The sequence below is a fragment of the Modicisalibacter tunisiensis genome, assembly GCF_020148005.1.
GTDB lineage: Bacteria > Pseudomonadota > Gammaproteobacteria > Pseudomonadales > Halomonadaceae > Modicisalibacter > Modicisalibacter tunisiensis.
Genome location: NZ_JAGXFD010000001.1, coordinates 75,827 through 96,755, shown reverse-complemented (window position 1 = coordinate 96,755; position 20,929 = coordinate 75,827). Strand labels below are relative to the sequence as shown.

Here is a 20,929-nt window from a genome sequence, read left to right as displayed (position 1 = left end):
CCGAGCGATGCGAAAACTGCTGCTTTCCAACGACGATGGGGTTCACGCCCCGGGACTCAAGGCGCTGTATGAAGCGCTGGCGGCCCATGCCCGCGTGCGCGTGGTGGCGCCGGACCGCGACAAGAGCGGCGCCAGCAACTCGCTGACCCTGACCCGGCCACTGGCGCTGACCGCGCTCGACAACGGCTTCTACAGCGTCGACGGCACGCCGGCGGACTGCGTCTATCTGGGGGTCAACGGTGTCTGGGACGAGCGACCCGACCTGGTGATCTCGGGCATCAACCACGGCAGCAACCTGGGCGACGACGTGCTCTACTCGGGCACCGTGGCCGCCGCCATGGAAGGCCGCAACCTGGGCATGCCGGCGATCGCCGTATCGCTGGCGGGCTCGCACCACTTCGCTACCGCCGGGCGGGTCGCGGCGAGCCTGGTGGGGGCGGCGGACTCGCTGTCGCTGCCGCCGCGCAGCCTGCTCAACGTCAATGTGCCCGACCTGCCCTGGGAGGCGATCCGCGGCTTTCGCGTCACCCGGCTGGGCTATCGCGGCCCGGCGCAGCGCCCGCTGCCGGTCACCGACCCGCGCGGCCGTACCCGCTACTGGATCGCTGCGGTGGGCGAGAACGCCGATGACGGACCCGACACCGACTTCGCCGCCGTCGAGGGTGGCTACGTGTCGATCACCCCGTTGCAGACCGACCTGACTCGCCACGGGGCGCTGCATGACGTACAGGGCTGGCTCGATGCGCTGTCACGACTCGCGTGAACTCAGCGGCATCGGCATGACCTCGCAGCGCACCCGCGATCGCATGGTGGGGCGCCTGGCCGAGGCCGGCATCACGGATACCCGGGTGCTCGCGGCACTGGCCCGCGAGCCGCGCCACCTGTTCGTCGACGAGGCGCTGGCCCACCGTGCCTACGAGGATACCTCCCTGCCCATCGGCTTCGGCCAGACGCTCTCGCAGCCCTGGATGGTCGCGCGCATGAGCGAGCTGGTGCTGGCCAGCGGTGCGCGACGCGTGCTGGAGGTGGGCACCGGTTCCGGCTACCAGACCCTGATCCTGTCGCGGCTGGTCGATGCGGTATGGTCGCTGGAGCGCATCCGCAGCCTGCAGACCCGGGCGCGGATGCGCCTGGCCCGGCTCGGCGCGCACAACGTGCGCCTGCGGCTGACCGACGGCGCCCACGGCTGGCCGGAGGCGGCGCCCTTCGACACCATCCTGCTGACCGCCTGCGCGAGTGAACTTCCCGGGGCGCTGTTGTCGCAGTTGAGCGATGGCGGAACCCTGGTCGCGCCGCTGGCCGACGCCGAGGGCGTCCAGTGGCTGACCCGCATCGTGCGTCGCGGCGACGGCTATGCACAGCAGCGCCTCGAGCGGGTGCGCTTCGTGCCGCTGCTGGAGGGCATCATCCAGTGACGACGGCGCCGGTATCCCGTGGCTGTCACGGGCGAGCACTTTTTGACATTGATCCAGAGGAGTCGGGCGTTGAAACGAGCGCTTAAGCTGTTCTTCAAGGGCGCGGGCATGGGGGCGGCGGACGCCGTGCCGGGCGTCTCCGGCGGGACCATCGCCTTCATTACCGGGATCTACGAGGAGCTGATCCACTCCATCCGCCGGTTCGGCCCCACCGCCTGGACGGCCTGGCGCCGCGGCGGTGCGCGCGGGCTGGTGGCGCACCTCAACCTGGCCTTCCTGCTGCCGCTGCTCGCCGGGATCGCCGCCAGCCTGATCAGCGTCGCGCACCTGGTCACCTACCTGCTGGCGGCGCACCCGCTGCTGCTCAACGCCTTCTTCTTCGGCCTGGTCGCCGCCTCGGCCGTGGTGGTGATGCGCCATGTGGATGGCTGGCGGCTGTGGCACGTGCTGCCGCTGGCGGTGGGCATGCTGCTGGCGCAATGGCTGCCCAGCCTGATGCCGGCGCTGTCCGGCCTGGGCAGCCTGCGACTGATGGTCGGCGGGGCGATCGCCATCAGCGCCATGCTGCTGCCCGGCGTCTCGGGCAGTTTCCTGTTGCTGACCATGGGGCTTTACGGCACGGTGATGACCGGCATCAAGGGAATGGATGCCGGCCTGATCCTCCAGTTCGGCGCCGGCTGCCTGGTCGGCCTGCTGACCATGTCGCGGCTGCTGTCCTGGCTGTTCCGCCACTACCACACGGCGACGCTGCAGCTGCTGGTGGGCTTCATCCTCGGCTCGCTGCCGCTGCTGTGGCCCTGGCGCGAGATGGTCAGCTACCAGCTGGGACCGGACCAGCAGGTGATTCCGCTGGATTACCGCTACCTGCTGCCCGGCGACTACAGCGCCCTGACCGGCGAGCCGGCGCAGCTGGCCGCGGCCCTGGCGCTGATGGCCGTCGGCCTGGTGCTGGTACTGGCGGTGGGGGAACGTTCCACGTCATCTTTCAAGGAGTCATGAATCCATGCGCAAGGCCGTTGTGATTTCGATGCTGTCGCTGGCGGTGGCGGGCTGTGCGGCCCCCGAGGCCCCGCCCCAGGTCAGCGATCTGTCGACCAGCCGGGAACAGGCGCCCCGGCAGACCGTCACCGTGGAGGCGGGCGACACCCTCTACGGCATCGCCTGGCGCAACAACATGGATTTCCGCGAGCTGGCGCGCCTCAACGGCATCACGCCGCCCTATCGCATCCAGCCCGGCCAGACCCTGCGGCTGAGCGAGTCCGCCGATGCCGGCGCCTCGAGCGGTACCGGTGCCGCGCCGGCGGTGGCCCGTCCCGACGATGGGGCGGGTGGCGCGGGCGGTGCGGCATCGCCCCAGAACCCCGACTGGCTGCTGGCCGGCACCGGGGGCGAGGCTTCCGGTACGGCGGCGGCCGGTTCGCAGGATGACGGCTCGCCGGAGCGCCGGGCCTTGGCCACGGCCGCCGGCGTCGGCAACCGCTCCGGCGCCATGCAGGCTCCGGGCCCGGTCTATGAGCACGCGGGCTCAAGCAAGACCGGAACGGCCGACAAGGCATCAACGGCCGCCTCGGCGGCCCGCGACACCGGCAGCGCCGAGACGTCGAAGGCGGCCGCCACCGGATCCGCGTCGTCGTCCGCGCGCAAGAAAACCGACACCGCCGTGTCATCCCGCGGCGGCGATACTGGCCAAGGCGCCAAGGTGTCATCCGCCAATAAGGCGAAGGCTGACAGTGGCCAGCAGGCCGATGCCGGCACGGCGGTCGCGGGCGGTGCCGAGGCGCCGAAACCGGCGCAGCGCAGCTATCAGCCGGTGACGAACATCTCCTGGCAATGGCCGACCGAGGGCAAGATCGTTGGACGTTTTTCTGACAACTCTAACATCACCGCCGGCATTGATATCGCCGGGCAAAAGGGGCAACCTGTCAAGGCTGCCGGCCCGGGTATCGTCGTCTATGCAGGCAGTGGCGTACGCGGCTACGGCAACCTCATCCTCCTCAAGCACAACGACCATTTCCTGAGTGCCTACGCGCACAATGACAGCCTGAGGGTGAAGGAAAATGATGTCGTCAAGGCGGGTGAGGTGATCGCCACGATGGGCAACTCCGATGCCGATGGCGTCAAGCTGCATTTCGAGGTCCGCAAGGATGGCCAGCCTCGGGATCCCCTCGACTACCTGCCGGCGCGCTGAGGCGCCGAGGCGAGGGGAGTGGGAAGCCGCATGGGCGGCTTCCCGTTACAGGGACGGACGACCGCACATCCGGTCGCCCCAGAGACAGGTCGACAATAACAACACCGAGCCGAATCACGGCTGCACAGCCGAGCAGCAGACTAACGGGGTAGCGACATGAGCATGCTTGAACGGGACCTTCAGGATGTCGATCTCAACGATACGGATGACGAGGTGCAGGTCATTGACGATGCCGCGGATGCCAAGGAAGAGGCAGCGTTCGAGAAGGCGCTGAGCCGCGAGGACAACCACTACCACCAGAGTCTGGATGCCACCCAGATCTATCTCAACGAAATCGGTTTTTCGCCGCTGCTGACCCCGGAAGAGGAGGTGCATTTCGGCCGCCTGGCACAGAAGGGGGACCCGGCCGGTCGGCAGCGCATGATCGAATCCAACCTGCGGCTGGTGGTCAAGATCGCCCGCCGCTATCTCAATCGCGGGCTGTCGCTGCTCGACCTCATCGAGGAGGGCAACCTGGGCCTGATCCGTGCCGTCGAGAAGTTCGATCCGGAGCGCGGCTTCCGCTTCTCCACCTACGCCACCTGGTGGATCCGTCAGACCATCGAGCGGGCGCTGATGAACCAGACCCGGACGATCCGCCTGCCGATCCACGTGGTCAAGGAACTCAACATCTACCTGCGCGCCGCCCGTGAGCTGACCCAGAAGCTCGACCACGAGGCCACCGCCGAGGAGATCGCCGAGTTTCTCGACAAGCCGGTGGCCACGGTCAAGAAGATGCTGGGCCTCAACGAGCGCATCTCGTCGGTGGACTACCCGCTGGGCACCGAAAGCGACAAGCCGCTGATCGAGACCCTGGCCGACGAGAACGAGAGCGGCCCGGAGTCCTCGCTGGTGGATGTCGACGTCAAGGAGCACGTCGAGGACTGGCTGGCGGAGCTGACCGACAAGCAGATGGAGGTCGTGGTGCGCCGCTTCGGTCTGCGCGGCCACGAGGCGGCCACCCTCGAGGAGGTCGGCGAGGAGATCGGCCTGACCCGCGAGCGGGTTCGCCAGATCCAGGTCGAGGCGCTGAAGAAGCTGCGTCGCGTGCTCGAGAAGCAGGGGCTCTCCCTGGACGCCATCTTCGAGTGAGCCCGGCGGCGACAGGGCAACGATGACGACGAACGCGGGCCGAGGCCCGCGTTCGTCGTTGCAGCGGGCGTTTCGCGCGTTTGATTCGCAAGCTAACATGCGGCATTGTATGTATAATGCCGTCCCGGCTTGCTTCTAGTGAAAGGAATAATACCGATGCCGTCCCGACAAGCTCTCTTCACGCGCCGCTCGCGCGTGCCCGGCGCCCGCTGGCGCCTGCTGCCGCTGCTGGTGGCGGCGGCACTCGCCTCGCCCGCCCAGGCCGCCGATCTCTGGTCGATCGCCCGCGACGCCCTCGACAACAACGCCACCCTGGCCTCGTCCCGCTCCACCTACCAGAGCACCGAAGCCAGCCGCGATGTGCAGCGGGGCGATCTGCTGCCGCAGATCGACGCCCAGGCCAGCGTCGCCAACAATCGTACCTTCGAGCGCCAGACCAGCACCCAGCCCCAGCCCACCGGTTCGCCCAGCGACGACAACTACAACTCGGCCAGCGTCAGCGTTCAGGCGACCCAGGCGCTGTTCGACGCCACCAACTGGTATGAGCTCAAGCGCAGCGAGAAGCAGGTCGACCAGCAGTCGCTGACCCTGGAGCAGACGCGCCAGCAGGTGCTCTTCGACGTGTCCGATGCCTATTTCGCGATTCTCCAGGCGCGCGACATCCTCGCCGCCCGCGTGGCCCAGGAGAAGGCCATTCGGCGTCAGCTCGAGCAGGCCAAGGAGCAGTTCCAGGTCGGGCTGATCGCGATCACCGACGTGCACGAGGCGCAGGCCTCCTACGATCTGGCCCGGGCGCAGCGCATCGCCGCCGCCAACGACCTGCAGGTCAGCTTCGAGGCCCTCGAGCGCCTGACCGGCAAGCGCTACGACTCGATCGAGGGGCTGGCCGGCGACATTCCCATCGAGACGCCCAAGCCCGCGACCCGTGACGCCTGGGTGTCGATGGCCATGGAAAACAACCCCACGCTGCTGGCGACCCGCAAGGGGATCGACATCGCCCGCGACAACGTCGATATCGCGCGGGCCGGCCATCTGCCGACCCTCGACGCCTACGCCGATTACAACTATTCGAACAACGACATCGACTATCTCTCGGGGCACAACTCCGGCGCCGAGATCGGCCTGCAGGCCAGCGTGCCGATCTTCCACGGCGGCAGCACCAGCGCCCAGGTGAAGAGCAACACCTACAAGCTCGAGGCCTCGCAGTACGACTTCGAGGCGCAGCGCCGCCAGACCACCCAGCAGGTGCGCTCGTTCTACACCCAGGTGGTCAACGACGTGCAGACCGTCGAGGCGCGGCGTCAGGCGGTGGTCTCCAACCGCAGCGCGCTCGAGGCGACCCGCTCCGGCTACCAGGTGGGCACGCGCAACATCGTCGACGTGCTGCAGGCCGAGCAGAACCTCTACGACGCCCTGGCCAGCTACGCCCAGTCGCGCTACGCCTACGTCACCGACATGCTGGGGCTGCGCCGCGAGTCGGGCACCCTGGATACCGAGGCGCTGCGCACCGTGAACGACTGGCTGAGCGAGACCGAGAACGTGCGTCTCGACCTGCCCGCCGATGCGAACGGCGGGGATGCCGCCATCATGGATATCGGCGCGCCGCCGACGCCGCCGGCCGAGTGATTCCAGGCGCCACTGGGCCCCGGGCAGGCGATTCCTCTGTCCGGGGCCGCTTCTTTGGGCGTTATACAGGGTGAAATCCCCGGGCGGCTGCTAAATAATGAGGTCTTTTGCCCCATCAGGAGTCCCGCCCATGGCCCGGCCGCTGCACGCCGACATCGATCTCGCCGCCCTGCGTCACAACTACCGTCTGGCCCGGGAGCTCGCGCCCGGCAGCCGGGCGCTGGCGGTGCTCAAGGCCGACGCCTACGGCCATGGCGCGGTCGCCTGCGCCCGGGCGCTCGAGCCGCTGGCGCCGGCCTTCGCCGTGGCCTGCCTCGAGGAGGCGCAGACGCTGCGGGCCGCCGGCATCCAGCGGCCGATCGTCCTGCTCGAGGGCATCTTCTCCGCCGACGAGCTCGAGCAGGTCGAGGCCCTGGGCCTGTGGGTCGCCGTGCACAGCGACTGGCAGCTCGACGCGCTGCTGGCCCATCATCCGCGCCGGCCGATTCCCGCCTGGCTCAAGGTGGACACCGGCATGCACCGCCTGGGCTTCCCGCCGGCGCAGGCCGAGGCGGCCTGGCAGCGCCTGCGCGCGGCGCCCGAGCGGGTCACCGACCTGCACCTGATGACCCACTTCGCCACCGCCGACGCCCTCGATCCCGGCTACTTCCAGCACCAGATGGCGCAGGTCGAGGCGCTGGCCGGGCGGCTCGGCGCGCCGCTGTGCCTGGCCAACTCCCCGGCGACCCTGGCCTGGCCGCGGGCCCACGGCGCCTGGAACCGCCCCGGCGTGATGCTCTACGGCAGCAACCCGCTGGAGGGCGAGAACGACGCCGCCCGGGATCTGCGGCCGGTGATGACGCTGCGCTCCGAGATCATCGCCGTGCGCGAGATCGACGCCGGCGAGCCGGTGGGGTACGGCGGCCGCTGGCGGGCGCCGCGACGCTCGCGGATCGGCGTGATCGCCGTCGGCTACGGCGACGGCTACGATCGCCATGCCGTCGACGGCACCCCGGTGCTGGTCGACGGCCAGCGCTGCGGCCTGGCGGGCAAGGTCTCGATGGACATGGCCACGGTGGATCTGACCGACCTGCCGGGCGCCGGCATCGGCAGCCGGGTGGTGCTGTGGGGGCGCGACGACAGCGGGGCCGTGCTCTCGGTGGATGAAGTGGCCCGCTACTGCGACACCATCAGCTATACGCTGATGACCGGCATCCTGCCGCGGGTGCCGCGGTATTACCAGTCCTCCTGACATGGAGCGAGTGTCGTGTCGCGACTGACGTCGCTCCCGCAACGGCTTGTCCATGCTGCCCGGTCTGTTCGGTGGTCTTGTGGGAGGGGATTCATCCCCGACAGCGGTGGCCCCGTGGCGGGTTCCTCGCGACTGAAGTCGCTCCCACAAGTACTTGGTTCATCGCGACTGACGTCGCTTCCACAGGAACGTGGCTCAGCACGAACCGGCTCGCCTCCCGGCCGGCGCGCTGACGAATCCGGTGCCGCTGGGTAAACTAGGCACTTTTCTCAGCAGGAAGTTATCGTTTCCATGGCCGATTCGTCCTCCTCGCCGTCCTTCGCCCATCCCCGCTACTGGCCCACCTGGCTGTCCATCGGCCTGATGCGCCTGGGCGCCTGGCTGCCGTGGCGGCTCAAGCTGGCCACGGGGCGGCTGATCGGCTGGCTGGCCTGGCGGTTCGCCGGGCGCCGCCGTCACATCACCGAGACCAACCTGCGGCTGTGCTTTCCCGAGCTGAGCGATGACGAACGCGCCCGACTGGTCAAGCGCACCTTCCTCGCCAACGGCGTCGGCATCCTCGAGACCGCCACCGGCTGGTGCCGCGACCCGGAGCACCTGCGCCACCGCGTGACCTTTCGCGGCGAGGAGCACATGCACCAGGCGCTGGCCCGCGGCAGGGGCGCGCTGATCATCGGCATCCACTTCTCGACGCTGGACCTCGGCGGCGCGCTGCACTCGCTGTATTTTCCCGCCGACGTGGTCTATCGGCCCCACGACAACCCGCTGTTCGAGCGTTTCATGACCCGGGCGCGCTCGCACATCTTCGGCCGGGCGATCGATCGCCACGACCTGCGCGGCGTGGTACGGCGCATCAAGGCCGGCCATGCGGTGTGGTACTCGCCGGACCAGGACTTCGGGCGCGAGGCGAGCGTCTTCGCCCCGTTCTTCGGCATCGAGGCGGCGACCATCAAGCTCACCGCCAAGATCGCGCGGATGACCGGGGCGCCGGTGATGCCGCTGATCTTTCACCGCAACCCGGACGATCGCACCTACACCCTGGAATACCTGCCGGCGCTGGAAGGCTTCCCCAGCGGCGACGAGGTCGCCGACGCCGCGCGCATCAACGCGGTGATCGAGGCGGCGATACGCCGTCATCCCGAGCAGTACCTGTGGCTGCACCGGCGCTTCAAGACGCGCCCGCGCGGCGAGCCGGGCTTCTACTGACGACCGGGCCCTCGCCCTTTGCCTTGACGCTTCGGCATTTCCCTACGACGCTCAAGTCGCGTGATCGGTGGCACGGCCGCCGATCACAGGGAAACCCCGCCGACACAAGGACGACACGCATGCTCAACTACGCCATCATCTTCCTGATCATTGCCATCATCGCCGCCGTGCTGGGCTTCGGTGGCGTCGCGGGTGTGGCCGCGACCATCGCCAAGATCCTGTTCGTGGTGTTCCTGATCCTGTTCATCGTGTCGCTCATCCGCAGCCGGCGATAGCGGCGGGCAGGGTCCGTCACGCGAGAAGGCCCGCGGGGGGCAACCTCCGCGGGCCTTCTGCGTCTGCTGTCGCGAACGCTGCCGTCAGGCGTCGATGCGCTTGTACTTCATGCGGTGGGGCGTGTCGTTGCCCACGCGCTTGCGATGGTCCGCCTCGTAGTCGCTGTAGTTGCCCTCGAAGAACACCACCTCGGAGTCGCCCTCGTAGGCGAGGATGTGGGTGGCGATGCGGTCGAGGAACCAGCGGTCGTGGGAGATCACCAGCGCGCAGCCGGGGAAGGCCAGCAGGGCTTCTTCCAGGGCGCGCAGCGTCTCGATGTCCAGGTCGTTGGAGGGCTCGTCGAGCAGCAGCACGTTGGCGCCCTGCTTGAGGGTCTGGGCCAGCTGCAGGCGACCGCGCTCGCCGCCGGACAGCTCCGACAAACGCTTCTGCTGGTCGTTGCCCTTGAAGTTGAAGCGACCCACGTAGGCCCGCGACGACACCTCGTAGCCGTTGATGTTGAGGATGTCCTGGCCGTCGGACACCGCTTCCCAGACGGTCTGCTTGTTGTCGAGGGCGTCGCGCATCTGCTCGACGTAGGCGACCTGCACGGTCTCGCCGACCACCACCTCGCCGGCGTCCGGGGTCTCGGTGCCGTTGATCAGGCGGAACAGGGATGACTTGCCGGCGCCGTTACCGCCGATGATGCCGACGATCGCCCCCTTGGGGACCTGGAACGACAGGTCCTCGAACAGCAGCTTGTCGCCGTAGCGCTTGGTGACGCCGTGCAGCTCGATGACCTTGTCGCCGAGCCGCGGGCCGGGCGGAATGTAGATCTCGTTGGTCTCGTTGCGCTTCTGGAAGTCGCCGGACTGCATTTCCTCGAAGCGGTTCAGGCGTGCCTTGCTCTTGGCCTGACGGCCCTTGGCGTTGCTGCGCACCCACTCGAGTTCCTGCTTGATCGCCTTGTTGCGCGAGGCTTCCTGCTTGGCTTCCTGCTCCAGGCGCTTCTCCTTGGCTTCCAGCCAGTCGGAGTAGTTGCCCTCGAAGGGAATGCCCTGACCGCGGTCGAGCTCGAGAATCCAGCCGGCGACGTTGTCGAGGAAGTAGCGGTCGTGGGTGATCGCCACCACGGTGCCCGCGTAGTCGTGCAGGAAGCGCTCGAGCCAGGCCACCGACTCGGCATCCAGGTGGTTGGTGGGCTCGTCGAGCAGCAGCATGTCCGGGTTGGAGAGCAGCAGGCGGCACAGCGCCACGCGGCGGCGTTCGCCCCCCGAGAGCACGCCGACATTGGCTTCCCAGGGCGGCAGGCGCAGCGCCTCGGCGGCGACCTCGAGCTTGCGCTCCAGGTTGTGGGCGTCGGCGGCCTCGATCAGGTTCTCGAGTCGCGCCTGCTCGGCGGCCAGGGCGTCGAAGTCGGCATCCGGCTCGGCGTAGGCGGCGTAGACACCGTCCAGCTGCGTCTGAGCGTCCTTGATCTCGCTGACGGCTTCCTCGACGGTCTCGCGCACCGTCTTGCTGTCATCGAGCTCGGGCTCCTGGGGCAGGTAGCCGATGTTCAGGCCGGGCATGGGCCGTGCTTCGCCGGTGTACTCGGTATCGACCCCGGCCATGATCCGCAGCAGCGTCGACTTGCCCGCGCCGTTCAGGCCGAGCACGCCGATCTTCGCGCCGGGGAAGAAGGACAGCGAGATATCCTTGAGGATCTCGCGCTTGGGGGGCACGATCTTGCCCACCCGGTTCATGGTGAAGACGTATTGCGCCATGGATATCCGGTCGGTTGGAGGTGAAGGTAAAGCCCATCGATGATAGTGGCGGCAACCTCGAAAGGCCAGCCGGCCCGGGCAGCAGACAGTCTGTGTCCGATGACGGGGCCCGGTGGCCGGTTCCTTGCGGCTGACGCCGCTCCCGCCACAACCCGCCCACAACAGCCGTGAGCATGCCGGTCAGCTTGACTGTGGATTTTGTGGGAGGGGATTCATCCCCGACGGCGGGGCCCGGCGGCCGGTTCAGCGCGAACCAGTTCGCGCTGAGGCAGCGGTTACTCCTCCTCTTCCTCGCCGTCCAGCTCGCTGAGCCAGTCGTCCTCGATGGCACGCTTCAGGCGGCGTTCTTCCAGCAGGGCCTCGACCCGGCGTCGGGCGCGCAGGGTGTCGTGGCGGTTGCCGCGTGATCGGGAGAAATGCGCGTCGTTGACGGCGTCGAAGTAATCCGCTTCTTCGATGAAGGATTCACGGTTCATGATGACCTCCCATGACCCTGGCTGGCGGGCGGAGATGCCCGGGCGGTTCTGCTCGCTATATAGCGTCACTCGCCGCGCGGCACAAGAGGGTCACGGGAAATTCATCGCCGGGGCCGCGGGGTGCCCCGGCAGGGTCAGCCGGCGTCGCGTCCGGCCTTGAGGGTTTCGAGCTCCTCCAGGGCCTCGACCAGCGGCGTCACGTCCTTCTGCACGCCGATGAAGTAGGTCAGCTGGTCCTGCTCGTCGAAGACCGGCGTGATCGACAGTTCGTTGTAGAACAGGCTGCCGTCCTTGCGGTAGTTGCGCAGCACCTCGCGGCACGGCCGCTTCTCGGCGAGGGCCTGGCGAATGCGCTCGAGCGCCGGCTGGTCGCGGTCGTCATTCTGCAGGAAGCGGCAGTCGCGGTAGAGGATCTCGTCGGTGCTGTAGCCCGTCAGCCGCTCGAAGCCCTGGTTGACGTAGATGAGGATGTGCTCGTCGCCCTCCTGCTCGGCGACCACGATGCCGTCTTCGGAGGCATCGACAATGCGTTCCAGGAGCTTGGCGTCGATCATCGGCGGTCGTTTCATGGTGCGGCTGTCCTTGACGATGGCCGTGGCGGGACATCCCGACGGCGTTTTTGCCGTCATCTTGACCAGTGGATGACGGGAATGCAACGCGACGACGTGTCACGACTCGACCTCGGGCAGGCCGTGAGCACAGAACGCCGCCGCCAGCGCGCAGCCCGCCAGTACCAGCAGCAGCGCCGCGCTGCCGATCCATTGCGCCAGCGCCCCGATCAGCCCGCCGACCAGCAGCATCAGCACCCCGGTCAGGGTGTTCGACAAGGCCACGTAGAGGGCGCGGTCCTCGGCCCCGGCCAGGTCCACGACATAGGTCTTGCGGCCCAGGCGCACGCCGGCATGGGCGATCACCAGCGCGCCGTAGAGCAGGGCGTAGGGCCAGATCGTCGCGCTCCAGGCGCCCGGCGCCCAGGCCACGGCCGCGGCGGCCAGGCAGCAGACGGCGGCGGCGAGGCCGGCATCGCGCATCACCCGGCGGCTCGAGGCATCGGCCCGCTTGCCCCAGACGGGGCTGGCGATCATGCCGGCGACGCCCGAGACCAGGATCAGCACGCCCAGCCCGCCCAGCTGCGCGCCGCCCTGGTTCTGGCCCAGCAACGCGATGTAGGGCAGGGCCAGGGCGCTCGACAGCAGCAGGGCGCGCGCCAGGTTGAAGCGCTGGAAGGCGCGGTCGCGGCGCAGCCGGGCGATGCCCTCGCCGAGACTCTGCCAGGCGCTCTCGCCGCCCTCGGTGGCGCCGGGCTCCTCGCGGATCGCGGCCGCGCAGGCGGCGTTGACCAGCCAGCCCAGCGCGGCGATGGCCAGCAGCACCGCCAGCGCCAGCTGGCCGGGCCGGTCGTTGAACAGCATCAGCACCGCGCCGGCGGCCAGCGTCACGGCGCCGGCGGCACTGCCGCTCCAGCCCATCAGGTTGCCGCGGCGCTGCTTGGCGATGGTCTTGCCCAGCACATCCTTGGTGGCGATCGACGACAGCCCGCGGGCCAGCGACAGCGCCACCAGCACCGCCAGCACCAGCGCGCCGCCGAGGCCGCCGTGGCCGAGCAGCGCCAGCGCGGCCAGCAGGGCGGCGCTGAACGCCTGGATCAGCCCGCCGATCACCCAGATCCACTTGCGCTGCGGCAGGCGGCGGGCGACGCCGGCGATCAGCACCTGCGGCAGCAGGGCGCCGGCCTCGCGGATCGGCACCAGCAGCCCCACCATCCACACCGGCGCGCCGATGGCACCCAGCAGCCAGGGCAGCACCAGCCGGGCGCTGGACAGCTCGTCGGCCAGCTTGTTGCCCAGCGAGGCCAGCAGGTGGCGGAAGAAGTTGCCCGGTTGCTCCCGGCAGGCGGCCTCGGAGATGTCCCGGCACATCCGGCTGTCCTCGTCGCCGGTCAGCCACTCGTAGAGGCGGGACTGGCTGGCGTTCGCATCACCCATGTCGCGTTCCCTCGTCGTCTACTCTATGTTGTCGCCCTTGCCCGGGGGCATCGCCGGGCACGGGGGCTTGTTATCATCGGGCCGGACCCAACCCATGGAGGTCATCATGGCCCGGATTCGCATCCATTATTGCACGCAATGCAACTGGCTTCTGCGCGCCGCCTGGTACGCTCAGGAGCTGCTCTCCACCTTCGGCGAGGACCTGGCGGAGGTGGCGCTGGCCCCCAGTCACGGCGGGCACTTCGAGGTGCTCTACGACGACCAGCCGCTCTGGGAGCGCAAGCGCGACGGCGGCTTCCCCGACGTCAAGGAGCTCAAGCGCCGGGTCCGCGACCGGCTCGATCCCGAGCGCGACCTCGGCCATGTCGATCGCTAGGCTCGCCGGGTTATCTTGTGGGAGGGGATTCATCCCCGATAGCGGTGCCCGGTGGCCGATTGATCGCGACTGAAGTCGCTCCCACAATGACAACGGCTTGTCCATGCTGCCCGGTCTGATGGCTGGTCTTGTGGGAGGGGATTCATCCCCGATAGCGGGGTCTCGAGGGCCGCTTCATCGCGACTGAAGTCGCTCCCACAGCCCGGCGGACCCTGTCGACCGGCGGGTTACCACCACCGCTTGCGCTTGAGCAGCACCATCACCGCCACCCCCAGCCCCAGGGTGATCAGCAGGAAGACCACGAAGCCGTGGGGGCTGTCGGCGCCGGGGATGCCGCCGACGTTCACCCCCAGCAGGCCGGTGAGAAAGCTCAGCGGGAGGAACACCGTGGTGATGATCGCCAGCATGTACATGCGCTGGTTGAGGCGTTCGTTGTGCTCGCTCCACAGTTGCTCCTGCAGGATCAGCGCCCGCTCCTGCATGGCGTTGAAGTCCTCCACGTAGCGCGACAGCTGGTTGGCGCTCTCGCGGATCGAGATCCGGCTGTCCTCGTCGAACCAGGTCGGCCCCTGGGCCAGCTGGGCCAGGCAGTCGCGCTGCGGACCCATGAAGCGGCGCAGCGTGATCAGTGGCCGACGAATGCGTGTCAGGTCATCGGCGTCGATGTTGGTGTCGCCGAGCTGGGCGTCCTCCAGCTCGGCCATGCGGTCCTCCAGCTGGTGGGTGACGTCGCCCACCTGGTCGACCAGGGTCTCGACCAGCCAGGCCAGCAGGTCGGGGATCGACAGGGCGCCGTCGCCGGCATCGATGCGCTGGCGCACCACGCTGACCGCCCGCAGCGGCAGGCGCCGCAGGGTGATCAGCCGGCGGGGCGTGACCCACACGCGCAGCGAGATCATCTCTTCCGGCCGTGCGCCGCCCTCCAGGCCCAGCCCGCGCAGGGTGGTGACCACGCCGTCGCCGAAGCGGGCGACCCGCGGCCGGGTGTCGGGCTCGAGCAGCGCCTCGATCACCGCCTCGTCGAGCTCGGCCACCGTCTGCAGGTAGTCGGTGACATCCGCCTGGCGGAAGTCCAGGTGCAGCCACAGCGGCGCCTCGTCCTCATGCCAGGCCCGCCGCAGGGTCGCGTCGTCGAGCGCCGTGCCGCCGCCCCGAGCGTCGAGGCGATAGGCGCTGACGAAGGCGCTGCCGTTGGCGGGCGGATCGAGGGAAGCGGAAGCGGTCACCATGGCGTCTCCTGCGGGTCGGGGGGTGAAGGGGGAACGCGGTCGCCAGCCGGGCACGGGCCGGTTAGGCTGTCCGGCATCATCCTAATGTACCCGCAGGATCAGACAAGCAGGGAGCGACCATGACCCGGGATCAGCGCGCGATACTCTACGGCACGGGGGCGGTGGGGCTGTGGTCGACCGTGGCCACCGCCTTCAAGCTGGCCCTGACGACGATGACCCCGGTCGAGCTGATGTGGATCGCCGCGCTGGTCTCGTGGCTGCTGATCGGCGTGCTGGTGGTGCGTCGTGGTCAGCTGGGCAGCGCGCTGCGCGGCGGCTGGCGCACCGCGCTGTGGGCCGGGCTGATGAACCCGGTGGCCTACTACCTGACGCTGTTCGCCGCCTACGACCGCCTGCCCGGCCAGGAGGCCATGGCGCTCAACTATACCTGGGCGCTGGCCATGGCGTTTCTCGCCGTGCCGATCCTCGGCCAGCGGCTGACCCCGCGCGACGTGCTGGCCGGGCTGGTCGCCTACGCCGGGGTGTGGACCATCGCCACCCGCGGCCGGGTGTTCGACGTCGCCTTCGCCGACCCGCTCGGCGTGCTGCTGGCGCTGGCCTCGACCCTGCTGTGGGCGCTCTACTGGCTGCTCAACGCCCGCGACGAGCGCGAGCCGCTGGTCGCCCAGTGGCAGAACTTCAGCGTCGGCCTGCCGGTGCTGACGGGGATCGTCGCCGCCGGCCCGGGCTTCGCCTGGCACGGCTGGGGGAGTCTCGGCGCCGGGGTCTACGTAGGGCTGTTCGAGATGGGCTTCGCCTTCGTGCTCTGGCAGATGGCGGTGCATCAGGTCTCGCGCACCGCCCGGGTCGCCAACCTGATCTTCCTCTCGCCGCCGGTCTCGCTGCTGCTGCTGCACTGGGTGGTCGGCGAGCCGATTCTCGCCTCGACCCTGGTGGGGCTGGTGCTGATCCTCGCCGGTCTCGGCCTCCAGCAGCTGCAGAAGAGCCCGGGTGCCGAACCGGCGTGAGAGAGGAGGGCGAGTTTGCCGCCAGGCCAGGGCTGTCGGAAGCAGCGGGACTGCGGTAATAGTGATGGGAGCGGCTCCCGTCATGATGAATCGGCCACCGGGGGCTGTGTTGACGGCGGTAATCCCTTCCCACAAGGCGAAGTCCAATGGTATCGGGAAGGCAGATGCTTGTGGGAGCGACTTCAGTCGCGATGAGTCAGGCACGAAACGAGCGTTGCCGGGATGGGTGTCCCGGCCATGAGCATCCTGATGAGCTTGTACATCCAGGCGGAGGCTCAGAGTGGCGCTGAACAGGGGAGGAAAATGGTTGGATGCGGCACCGGGATATCGTGCATTGCGCTCAGGACGCCGCTCCATGCCCGGGCATGCTTACCTTGTCACCACCTGCACCCATCAGCGGTCGTTTCTGATGGTGGACTGGCGGGCAGCGCGATTGGTCATTCGTGAAATGCAGCAACTGCATGAAGAAGCATGGCTGTGTTCGCAGAGTTTCGTCGTCATGCCGGATCATGTGCACTGGCTGTTCACCCTGGGCGATGTGCGCTCTCTGAGTCAGGTGGTCAGGCGATTCAAGGGGCGCTCGGCCCGGAGCATCAATCACTACCTGCAACGTCAGGGACCTGTCTGGGAGACTGGCTTTCATGATCGGCTGCTTCGTCGCGAGGAGGACCTGAAGACGGTGGCCCGCTATATCATTGCCAATCCCTTGCGGGCTGGTCTGGTCGAGACTGTGGGGCAATATCCTCACTGGGATGCAGTGTGGCTTTGATGGCTTTTCCTCGCGACTGAAGTCGCTCCCACAACGGCTTGTCCATGCTGCCCGACCTGATCGGTGGTCTTGTGGGAGGGGATTGATCCCCGACGGCGGTGGCCCCGTGGCGGGTTCCTCGCGACTGAAGTCGCTCCCACAACGGCTTGTCCATGCTGCCCGACCTGATCGGTGGTCTCGTGGGAGGGGATTGATCCCCGACGGCGGTGGCCCCGTGGCCGGTTCCTCGCGACTGAAGTCGTTCCCACACAAATCCCGGTTCTCCGGTGCAGGCATCCCCAACCTGTGGGAGGGGGTTATTCCCGACGGCGGTGCCCGGCGGTCGACCCGTCGCGACTGAATTTGCCCCCGCCTTGGGGCAGCAGCTTCTCCAGCGCCGGCCAGACGTTGTCGAGCAGCTGCGGCTGGGCCTCGGCGTTGGGGTGGAGGCCGTCGTCCTGCATCAGCGAGTCGTCCAGCGCCACGCCGTCGAGCAGGAAGGGCACCAGCGGTACCTGGTAGCGCTCGGCAAGATCGTGATAGACCTGGCGGAACGCCTCGGCATAGGCTTGACCGTAGTTGGGCGGCACCTCGATGCCCACCAGCAGCACCCGGGCACCGCTGTCACGCGTGGCTTCGATCATTTTGGCCAGGTTGGCGCGCATCTGGGTCGGCGGCAGGCCGCGCAGCCCGTCGTTGCCGCCCAGCTCGATCACCACGATGTCGGGGGTGTGGCGTGCGAGCAGCTCGGGCAGGCGGGTCGCGCCGCCGGCGGTGGTCTCGCCGCTGATGCTGGCGTTGACCACCGTGACCGAGTCGGGCAGGCGGGCGTCGAGCAGGGCGACCCAGCCGCGATCGCGCTCGATGCCGTAGCCGGCGCTCAGGCTGTCGCCCATTACCAGCAGCGTGGTGCCGGAGCCGGCGGCGAACGCCGAGGCCATCCCCAGCCACATGACCAGCAGGGGCAGCAGCATGAACCGACCAGTCACAGGAAACGCTTGTCTCATGTCCAACTCCCGGGCGCGTGAATCCGCTGTTGAAGAGTCCTCGATTCTACAGGCTCGCGGCCTGACCAAGCAGGTCGTCAGCGGCGAACGGAACCTGACGATCCTCGACGACCTGGACCTCGACGTGTCCCGGGGTGAGAGCGTGGCGATCCTGGGAAGTTCCGGGGCCGGCAAGTCGACCCTGCTCGGCCTGCTGGCGGGGCTCGACACGCCCAGCGGCGGCGAGTTGACGCTGTTCGGCGCCTCGCTGGGCGCGCTGGACGAGGACGGCCGCGCCGCGCTGCGAGCCGGCCGGGTGGGCTTCGTGTTCCAGAACTTCCAGCTGCTGCCGACCCTGACCGCCCTGGAGAACGTGCTGCTGCCGCTGGAGCTGGTGCCGGGCCGCGATCATCCGCAGCGGGCACGCGAGTGGCTGGCCCGGGTCGGCCTCGGCGAGCGGCTCGATCATCTGCCCAAGCAGCTCTCCGGCGGCGAGCAGCAGCGGGTCGCCGTGGCGCGGGCCTTCGTCACCGAGCCGGAACTGGTGTTCGCCGACGAGCCCACCGGCAACCTCGACCGCGACACCGGCGGGGCGATCATCGACCTGCTGTTCGCGCTCAACCGCGAGGCCGGCACCACCCTGGTGCTGGTCACCCACGACCCGCACCTGGCGCGGCGCTGCGACCGCTGCCTGCGCCTGGACGCCGGGCGACTGATCGCGCTGCGACCCGACGAGGTGCAGGCATGACCCACTGGCTGGCGCTCTCGCTCAAGGGGCTGCGCCGCGACCTGCGGGCCGGCGACGTGCGCGCGCTGTTCGTCGCCCTGGCCCTGGCCGTGGCCGCCACGACCATGATCGGCTTCTTCCTCGACCGGCTGGACCGGGGGCTGACCCGCCAGGCCGGGCAGCTCACCGGCGGCGACATCAAGCTCGAGCAGGGCGAGCCGTTCGACGACGCCCTGCGCGCGAGCCTGCGCGAGGCCGGCCTGACGCTCTCCGACCAGGTCGACATGGTGTCGATGGTCAGTCGCAGTGATGCCTTCCAGCTGGCCAGCCTCAAGGTGGTCGATGCCGCCTATCCGCTCTACGGCGAGGTGCGGGTCGATCGCGGCGACGGCGTCGAGGCGCTGGCCCGCGGCCCCGAGCCGGGCGGCGTGTGGATCGCCCCGCGCCTGGCGCAGCTGCTCGACGTGACGCTCGGCGAGACGGTCCGGGTCGGCGCCAGCGAGCTGGCCGTGACCGGGCTGATCGAGCGCGAGCCCGACCAGAGTGCGGGGTTCTCGGCCTTCAGCCCGCGGCTGATGATGCGCCGGACGGATCTCGAGGCCACCGGCCTGGTGCGCCCCGGCTCGCGCATCGAGTACGAGCTGCTCGCCAAGGGACCGCCCGGCGCGGTGGCGGCGGTGTCGGCTACCCTCGAGCGGCTGGCGGCGCAGGGGGTCCGGGTGGTGGACGTGCGCGACGACCGCCCTCAGCTGGGCAGTGCCCTGGAGCGCGCCGACAAGTACCTGAGCCTGGCCGGGCTGGCGGCGGTGCTGCTGGCCGGGGTGGCGGTGGCGATGGCCACGCGGCGCTACGTCGACCGCCACCTGGATACCGCCGCGCTGCTGCGCTGCTTCGGCGCCTCGCAGCGTAAGCTGGCGACCCTGTTCGCCTGGCAGCTGCTGTGGCTGGCGCTGGCCGCCTCGGTGGCCGGGGCGCTGCTGGGCATGGCCGGGCAGGCCGCGCTGCTGGCGCTGCTGTCCCGCTTCCTGCCGCTGGAGCTGCCGCCGCCCGGGGTGCTGCCGCTGCTGCTCGGGGTGCTCACCGCGCTGGCCGTGCTGGTCGGCTTCGCCGGGCCGACCCTGCTGCGCCTGAAGCGGGTCAGCGCGCTCAAGGTGCTGCGCCGCGAGCTCGACCCGCTGCCGGCCGCCGCCTGGCTGGTGGTGGCCGTGGCCGGCCTGGTGTTCGGCGCGCTGCTGTGGCTCTACTCCGGCGATCCGGCGCTGGCCGCCACGCTGCTGGTCGGCGGGCTGGTCGCGCTGGCGCTGCTGTGGGGGCTGGGCTGGCTGCTGCTGGGGCTGATGCTGCGGGCGGTGAAGGCATTCGGCGGCGGCGAGCGGCAGGGCGGCTGGGTGCGTGCGGTGCGCCTGGGCGGCAGCCAGCTGGCGCGTCGCCGCCGGGCCAGCCTCGGCCAGCTGCTGGCCTTCGCCGTGACCTTCGCGGCGATGGCGATCATCACCCTGGTGCGCGGCGATCTGCTGACCACCTGGCAGACCCAGCTGCCCGCCGACACGCCCAACTTCTTCGCCATCAACATCCAGCCCGCCGAGCGCGAGGGCTTCGTCGAGCTGCTCGACGCCGTCGCCGACACCCGCACCGCGCTCTACCCGATGGTGCGCGGGCGGATCACCGCCATCGACGGGCGCTCGCCGGAGGCCGCGGTGCCGGAAGACAGCCGCGGCGACAACGCCCTGCGCCGCGAGCTCAACCTGACCTGGCAGACCGAGGTGCCCGAGGGCAACCGCGTGGTGGCCGGCGAGTGGTTCGCCGCCGACGCCGGACAGGCGGGTGGCGACGGCCCGGTGCCGATCTCGCTGGAAAGCGGGCTCGCCGCGCGGCTCGGCGTGGGGCTCGGCGACACCCTGAGCTTCACCATCGGCAGCGAGCGGGTCACCGGGCGCATCACCAGCCTGCGCGACCTCGACTGGGACAGCTTCCGCCCCAACTTCTACGTCATCTTCCCGCCCGGGGTGCTGGAGCGCTACGGCCACAGCTACCTCACCGCCTTCCACCTCGATGCCGCCGCCCACGGCGATGTGCTGGCCAGGCTGGTGCGTGCCTATCCGGGCGTCTCGCTGCTCAACGTCGACGCCATCCTCGGCCGGGTGCGCGAGCTGCTCGACCAGGTGACCCGCGCGGTGGAGCTGGTGCTGGCCTTCGTGCTGCTGGCCGGGGTCAGCGTGCTCTATGCCGCCCTGACCGCCAGCCACGCCCAGCGCGCCCACGAAAGCGGCCTGCTGCGGGTCTTCGGCGCCGGCGGCCGGCTGATCTCGCGGGTGCAGGGCGTGGAATTCGCCCTGCTGGGGCTGACCAGCGGGCTGATGGCCGCGTTGCTCACCGAGCTTGCCGCCTTCGGCCTCTACCACTGGCTGGCCCTGCCGCCGCGCCTGCACGGCCTGCTGTGGCTGGTGCTGCCCCTCGGCGGGGCGCTGCTGATCGGCGCGATCGGCCACGGGCTGTCCCGGGGCGTGCGCCGCCAGGCGCCCGTGACCAGCCTGGGGCTGCTGGGGGAGGGATGACCACCGGACGCCATATGACGCT

The 20,929-nt window shown here is 69.4% G+C and carries 20 protein-coding genes; 14 read left to right on the top strand and 6 right to left on the bottom strand.

Translation table 11 applies throughout. The features are described 5' to 3' along the window. The first annotated feature begins 7 nt into the window (after nt 1-7). The 9 genes from surE (at nt 8) to KGQ91_RS00400 (ending at nt 9,072) form a co-directional block, all read left to right on the top strand. Nucleotides 8-763, top strand: coding sequence for a 5'/3'-nucleotidase SurE (gene surE, locus KGQ91_RS00440; protein WP_224419977.1), 756 nt, complete (start codon nt 8-10; stop codon nt 761-763). Further along, on the top strand, nt 720-1,415 hold the full coding sequence (locus KGQ91_RS00435; protein WP_224419976.1) for a protein-L-isoaspartate(D-aspartate) O-methyltransferase: 696 nt from the start codon (nt 720-722) through the stop codon (nt 1,413-1,415). Before surE ends, KGQ91_RS00435 begins: the two co-directional genes overlap by 44 nt. A gap of 69 nt (nt 1,416-1,484) precedes the next feature. After that, nucleotides 1,485-2,414, top strand: a complete 930-nt coding sequence (locus KGQ91_RS00430; RefSeq protein ID WP_163649170.1) for a DUF368 domain-containing protein — start codon at nt 1,485-1,487, stop codon at nt 2,412-2,414. A gap of 4 nt (nt 2,415-2,418) precedes the next feature. Then, entirely contained in the window at nt 2,419-3,603 is a 1,185-nt protein-coding gene (locus tag KGQ91_RS00425; protein WP_224419975.1) for a peptidoglycan DD-metalloendopeptidase family protein, read from the top strand. Nucleotides 3,604-3,759: 156 nt separating this feature from the next. Further along, a complete protein-coding gene (rpoS, locus tag KGQ91_RS00420; RefSeq protein ID WP_224419974.1) occupies nt 3,760-4,734 on the top strand; it encodes an RNA polymerase sigma factor RpoS in 975 nt (324 codons plus the stop codon). A gap of 156 nt (nt 4,735-4,890) precedes the next feature. Further along, nucleotides 4,891-6,360, top strand: coding sequence for a TolC family outer membrane protein (locus KGQ91_RS00415; protein ID WP_224419973.1), 1,470 nt, complete (start codon nt 4,891-4,893; stop codon nt 6,358-6,360). A 130-nt stretch (nt 6,361-6,490) separates the two neighbouring features. Continuing rightward, nucleotides 6,491-7,591, top strand: a complete 1,101-nt coding sequence (gene alr / locus KGQ91_RS00410) for an alanine racemase (RefSeq protein WP_224419972.1) — start codon at nt 6,491-6,493, stop codon at nt 7,589-7,591. A 291-nt stretch (nt 7,592-7,882) separates the two neighbouring features. Next, on the top strand, nt 7,883-8,797 hold the full coding sequence (lpxL, locus tag KGQ91_RS00405; protein ID WP_224419971.1) for an LpxL/LpxP family Kdo(2)-lipid IV(A) lauroyl/palmitoleoyl acyltransferase: 915 nt from the start codon (nt 7,883-7,885) through the stop codon (nt 8,795-8,797). A 119-nt stretch (nt 8,798-8,916) separates the two neighbouring features. Further along, entirely contained in the window at nt 8,917-9,072 is a 156-nt protein-coding gene (locus tag KGQ91_RS00400) for a DUF1328 domain-containing protein (protein ID WP_224419970.1), read from the top strand. Between the two features lie 84 nt (nt 9,073-9,156). Here KGQ91_RS00400 and ettA read toward each other — a convergent pair whose 3' ends face one another. From ettA to KGQ91_RS00380, 4 genes are all read right to left on the bottom strand, one after another. After that, the gene (gene ettA, locus KGQ91_RS00395) at nt 9,157-10,818 is read right to left on the bottom strand and encodes an energy-dependent translational throttle protein EttA (RefSeq protein ID WP_224419969.1); all 1,662 of its coding nucleotides are present in this window, start codon (nt 10,816-10,818) and stop codon (nt 9,157-9,159) included. A 275-nt stretch (nt 10,819-11,093) separates the two neighbouring features. Then, the gene (locus tag KGQ91_RS00390) at nt 11,094-11,294 is read right to left on the bottom strand and encodes a PA3496 family putative envelope integrity protein (RefSeq protein ID WP_224419968.1); all 201 of its coding nucleotides are present in this window, start codon (nt 11,292-11,294) and stop codon (nt 11,094-11,096) included. A 134-nt stretch (nt 11,295-11,428) separates the two neighbouring features. Continuing rightward, nucleotides 11,429-11,863 carry a PAS domain-containing protein gene (locus KGQ91_RS00385; RefSeq protein ID WP_224419967.1) on the bottom strand — a complete coding sequence of 145 codons (435 nt, stop codon included), beginning with the start codon at nt 11,861-11,863 and terminating at the stop codon, nt 11,429-11,431. Nucleotides 11,864-11,962: 99 nt separating this feature from the next. Beyond that, nucleotides 11,963-13,279 carry an MFS transporter gene (locus tag KGQ91_RS00380; RefSeq protein WP_224419966.1) on the bottom strand — a complete coding sequence of 439 codons (1,317 nt, stop codon included), beginning with the start codon at nt 13,277-13,279 and terminating at the stop codon, nt 11,963-11,965. A gap of 106 nt (nt 13,280-13,385) precedes the next feature. On the opposite strand from KGQ91_RS00380, the gene KGQ91_RS00375 reads away from it, so the two are divergent. Continuing rightward, complete coding sequence (locus tag KGQ91_RS00375) at nt 13,386-13,655, top strand: Rdx family protein (protein ID WP_224419965.1); 270 nt, start codon at nt 13,386-13,388, stop codon at nt 13,653-13,655. Between the two features lie 227 nt (nt 13,656-13,882). Here the strand turns inward: KGQ91_RS00375 and KGQ91_RS00370 are convergent, their stop codons facing one another. Then, nucleotides 13,883-14,884, bottom strand: coding sequence for a zinc transporter ZntB (locus KGQ91_RS00370; RefSeq protein ID WP_224416701.1), 1,002 nt, complete (start codon nt 14,882-14,884; stop codon nt 13,883-13,885). Nucleotides 14,885-15,003: 119 nt separating this feature from the next. Here KGQ91_RS00370 and KGQ91_RS00365 point away from each other — a divergent pair, with 119 nt between their 5' ends. Further along, nucleotides 15,004-15,891 (top strand): DMT family transporter, encoded by an 888-nt coding sequence (locus KGQ91_RS00365; protein WP_224419964.1) that lies wholly within the window; start codon nt 15,004-15,006, stop codon nt 15,889-15,891. A gap of 280 nt (nt 15,892-16,171) precedes the next feature. After that, nucleotides 16,172-16,660: an REP-associated tyrosine transposase gene (locus KGQ91_RS00360; RefSeq protein ID WP_224419963.1), complete on the top strand. Its 489-nt coding sequence runs from the start codon at nt 16,172-16,174 to the stop codon at nt 16,658-16,660. Nucleotides 16,661-16,956: 296 nt separating this feature from the next. On the opposite strand, the gene KGQ91_RS00355 is transcribed toward KGQ91_RS00360, so the two are convergent. Next, nucleotides 16,957-17,613: an arylesterase gene (locus tag KGQ91_RS00355; protein WP_377172356.1), complete on the bottom strand. Its 657-nt coding sequence runs from the start codon at nt 17,611-17,613 to the stop codon at nt 16,957-16,959. Between the two features lie 31 nt (nt 17,614-17,644). Here KGQ91_RS00355 and KGQ91_RS00350 point away from each other — a divergent pair, with 31 nt between their 5' ends. Together KGQ91_RS00350 and KGQ91_RS00345 are read left to right on the top strand one after the other, a co-directional pair. After that, a complete protein-coding gene (locus KGQ91_RS00350; RefSeq protein ID WP_224419962.1) occupies nt 17,645-18,373 on the top strand; it encodes an ABC transporter ATP-binding protein in 729 nt (242 codons plus the stop codon). Further along, nucleotides 18,370-20,907, top strand: a complete 2,538-nt coding sequence (locus tag KGQ91_RS00345; RefSeq protein ID WP_224419961.1) for an ABC transporter permease — start codon at nt 18,370-18,372, stop codon at nt 20,905-20,907. Before KGQ91_RS00350 ends, KGQ91_RS00345 begins: the two co-directional genes overlap by 4 nt. Nucleotides 20,908-20,929: the final 22 nt, after the last annotated feature.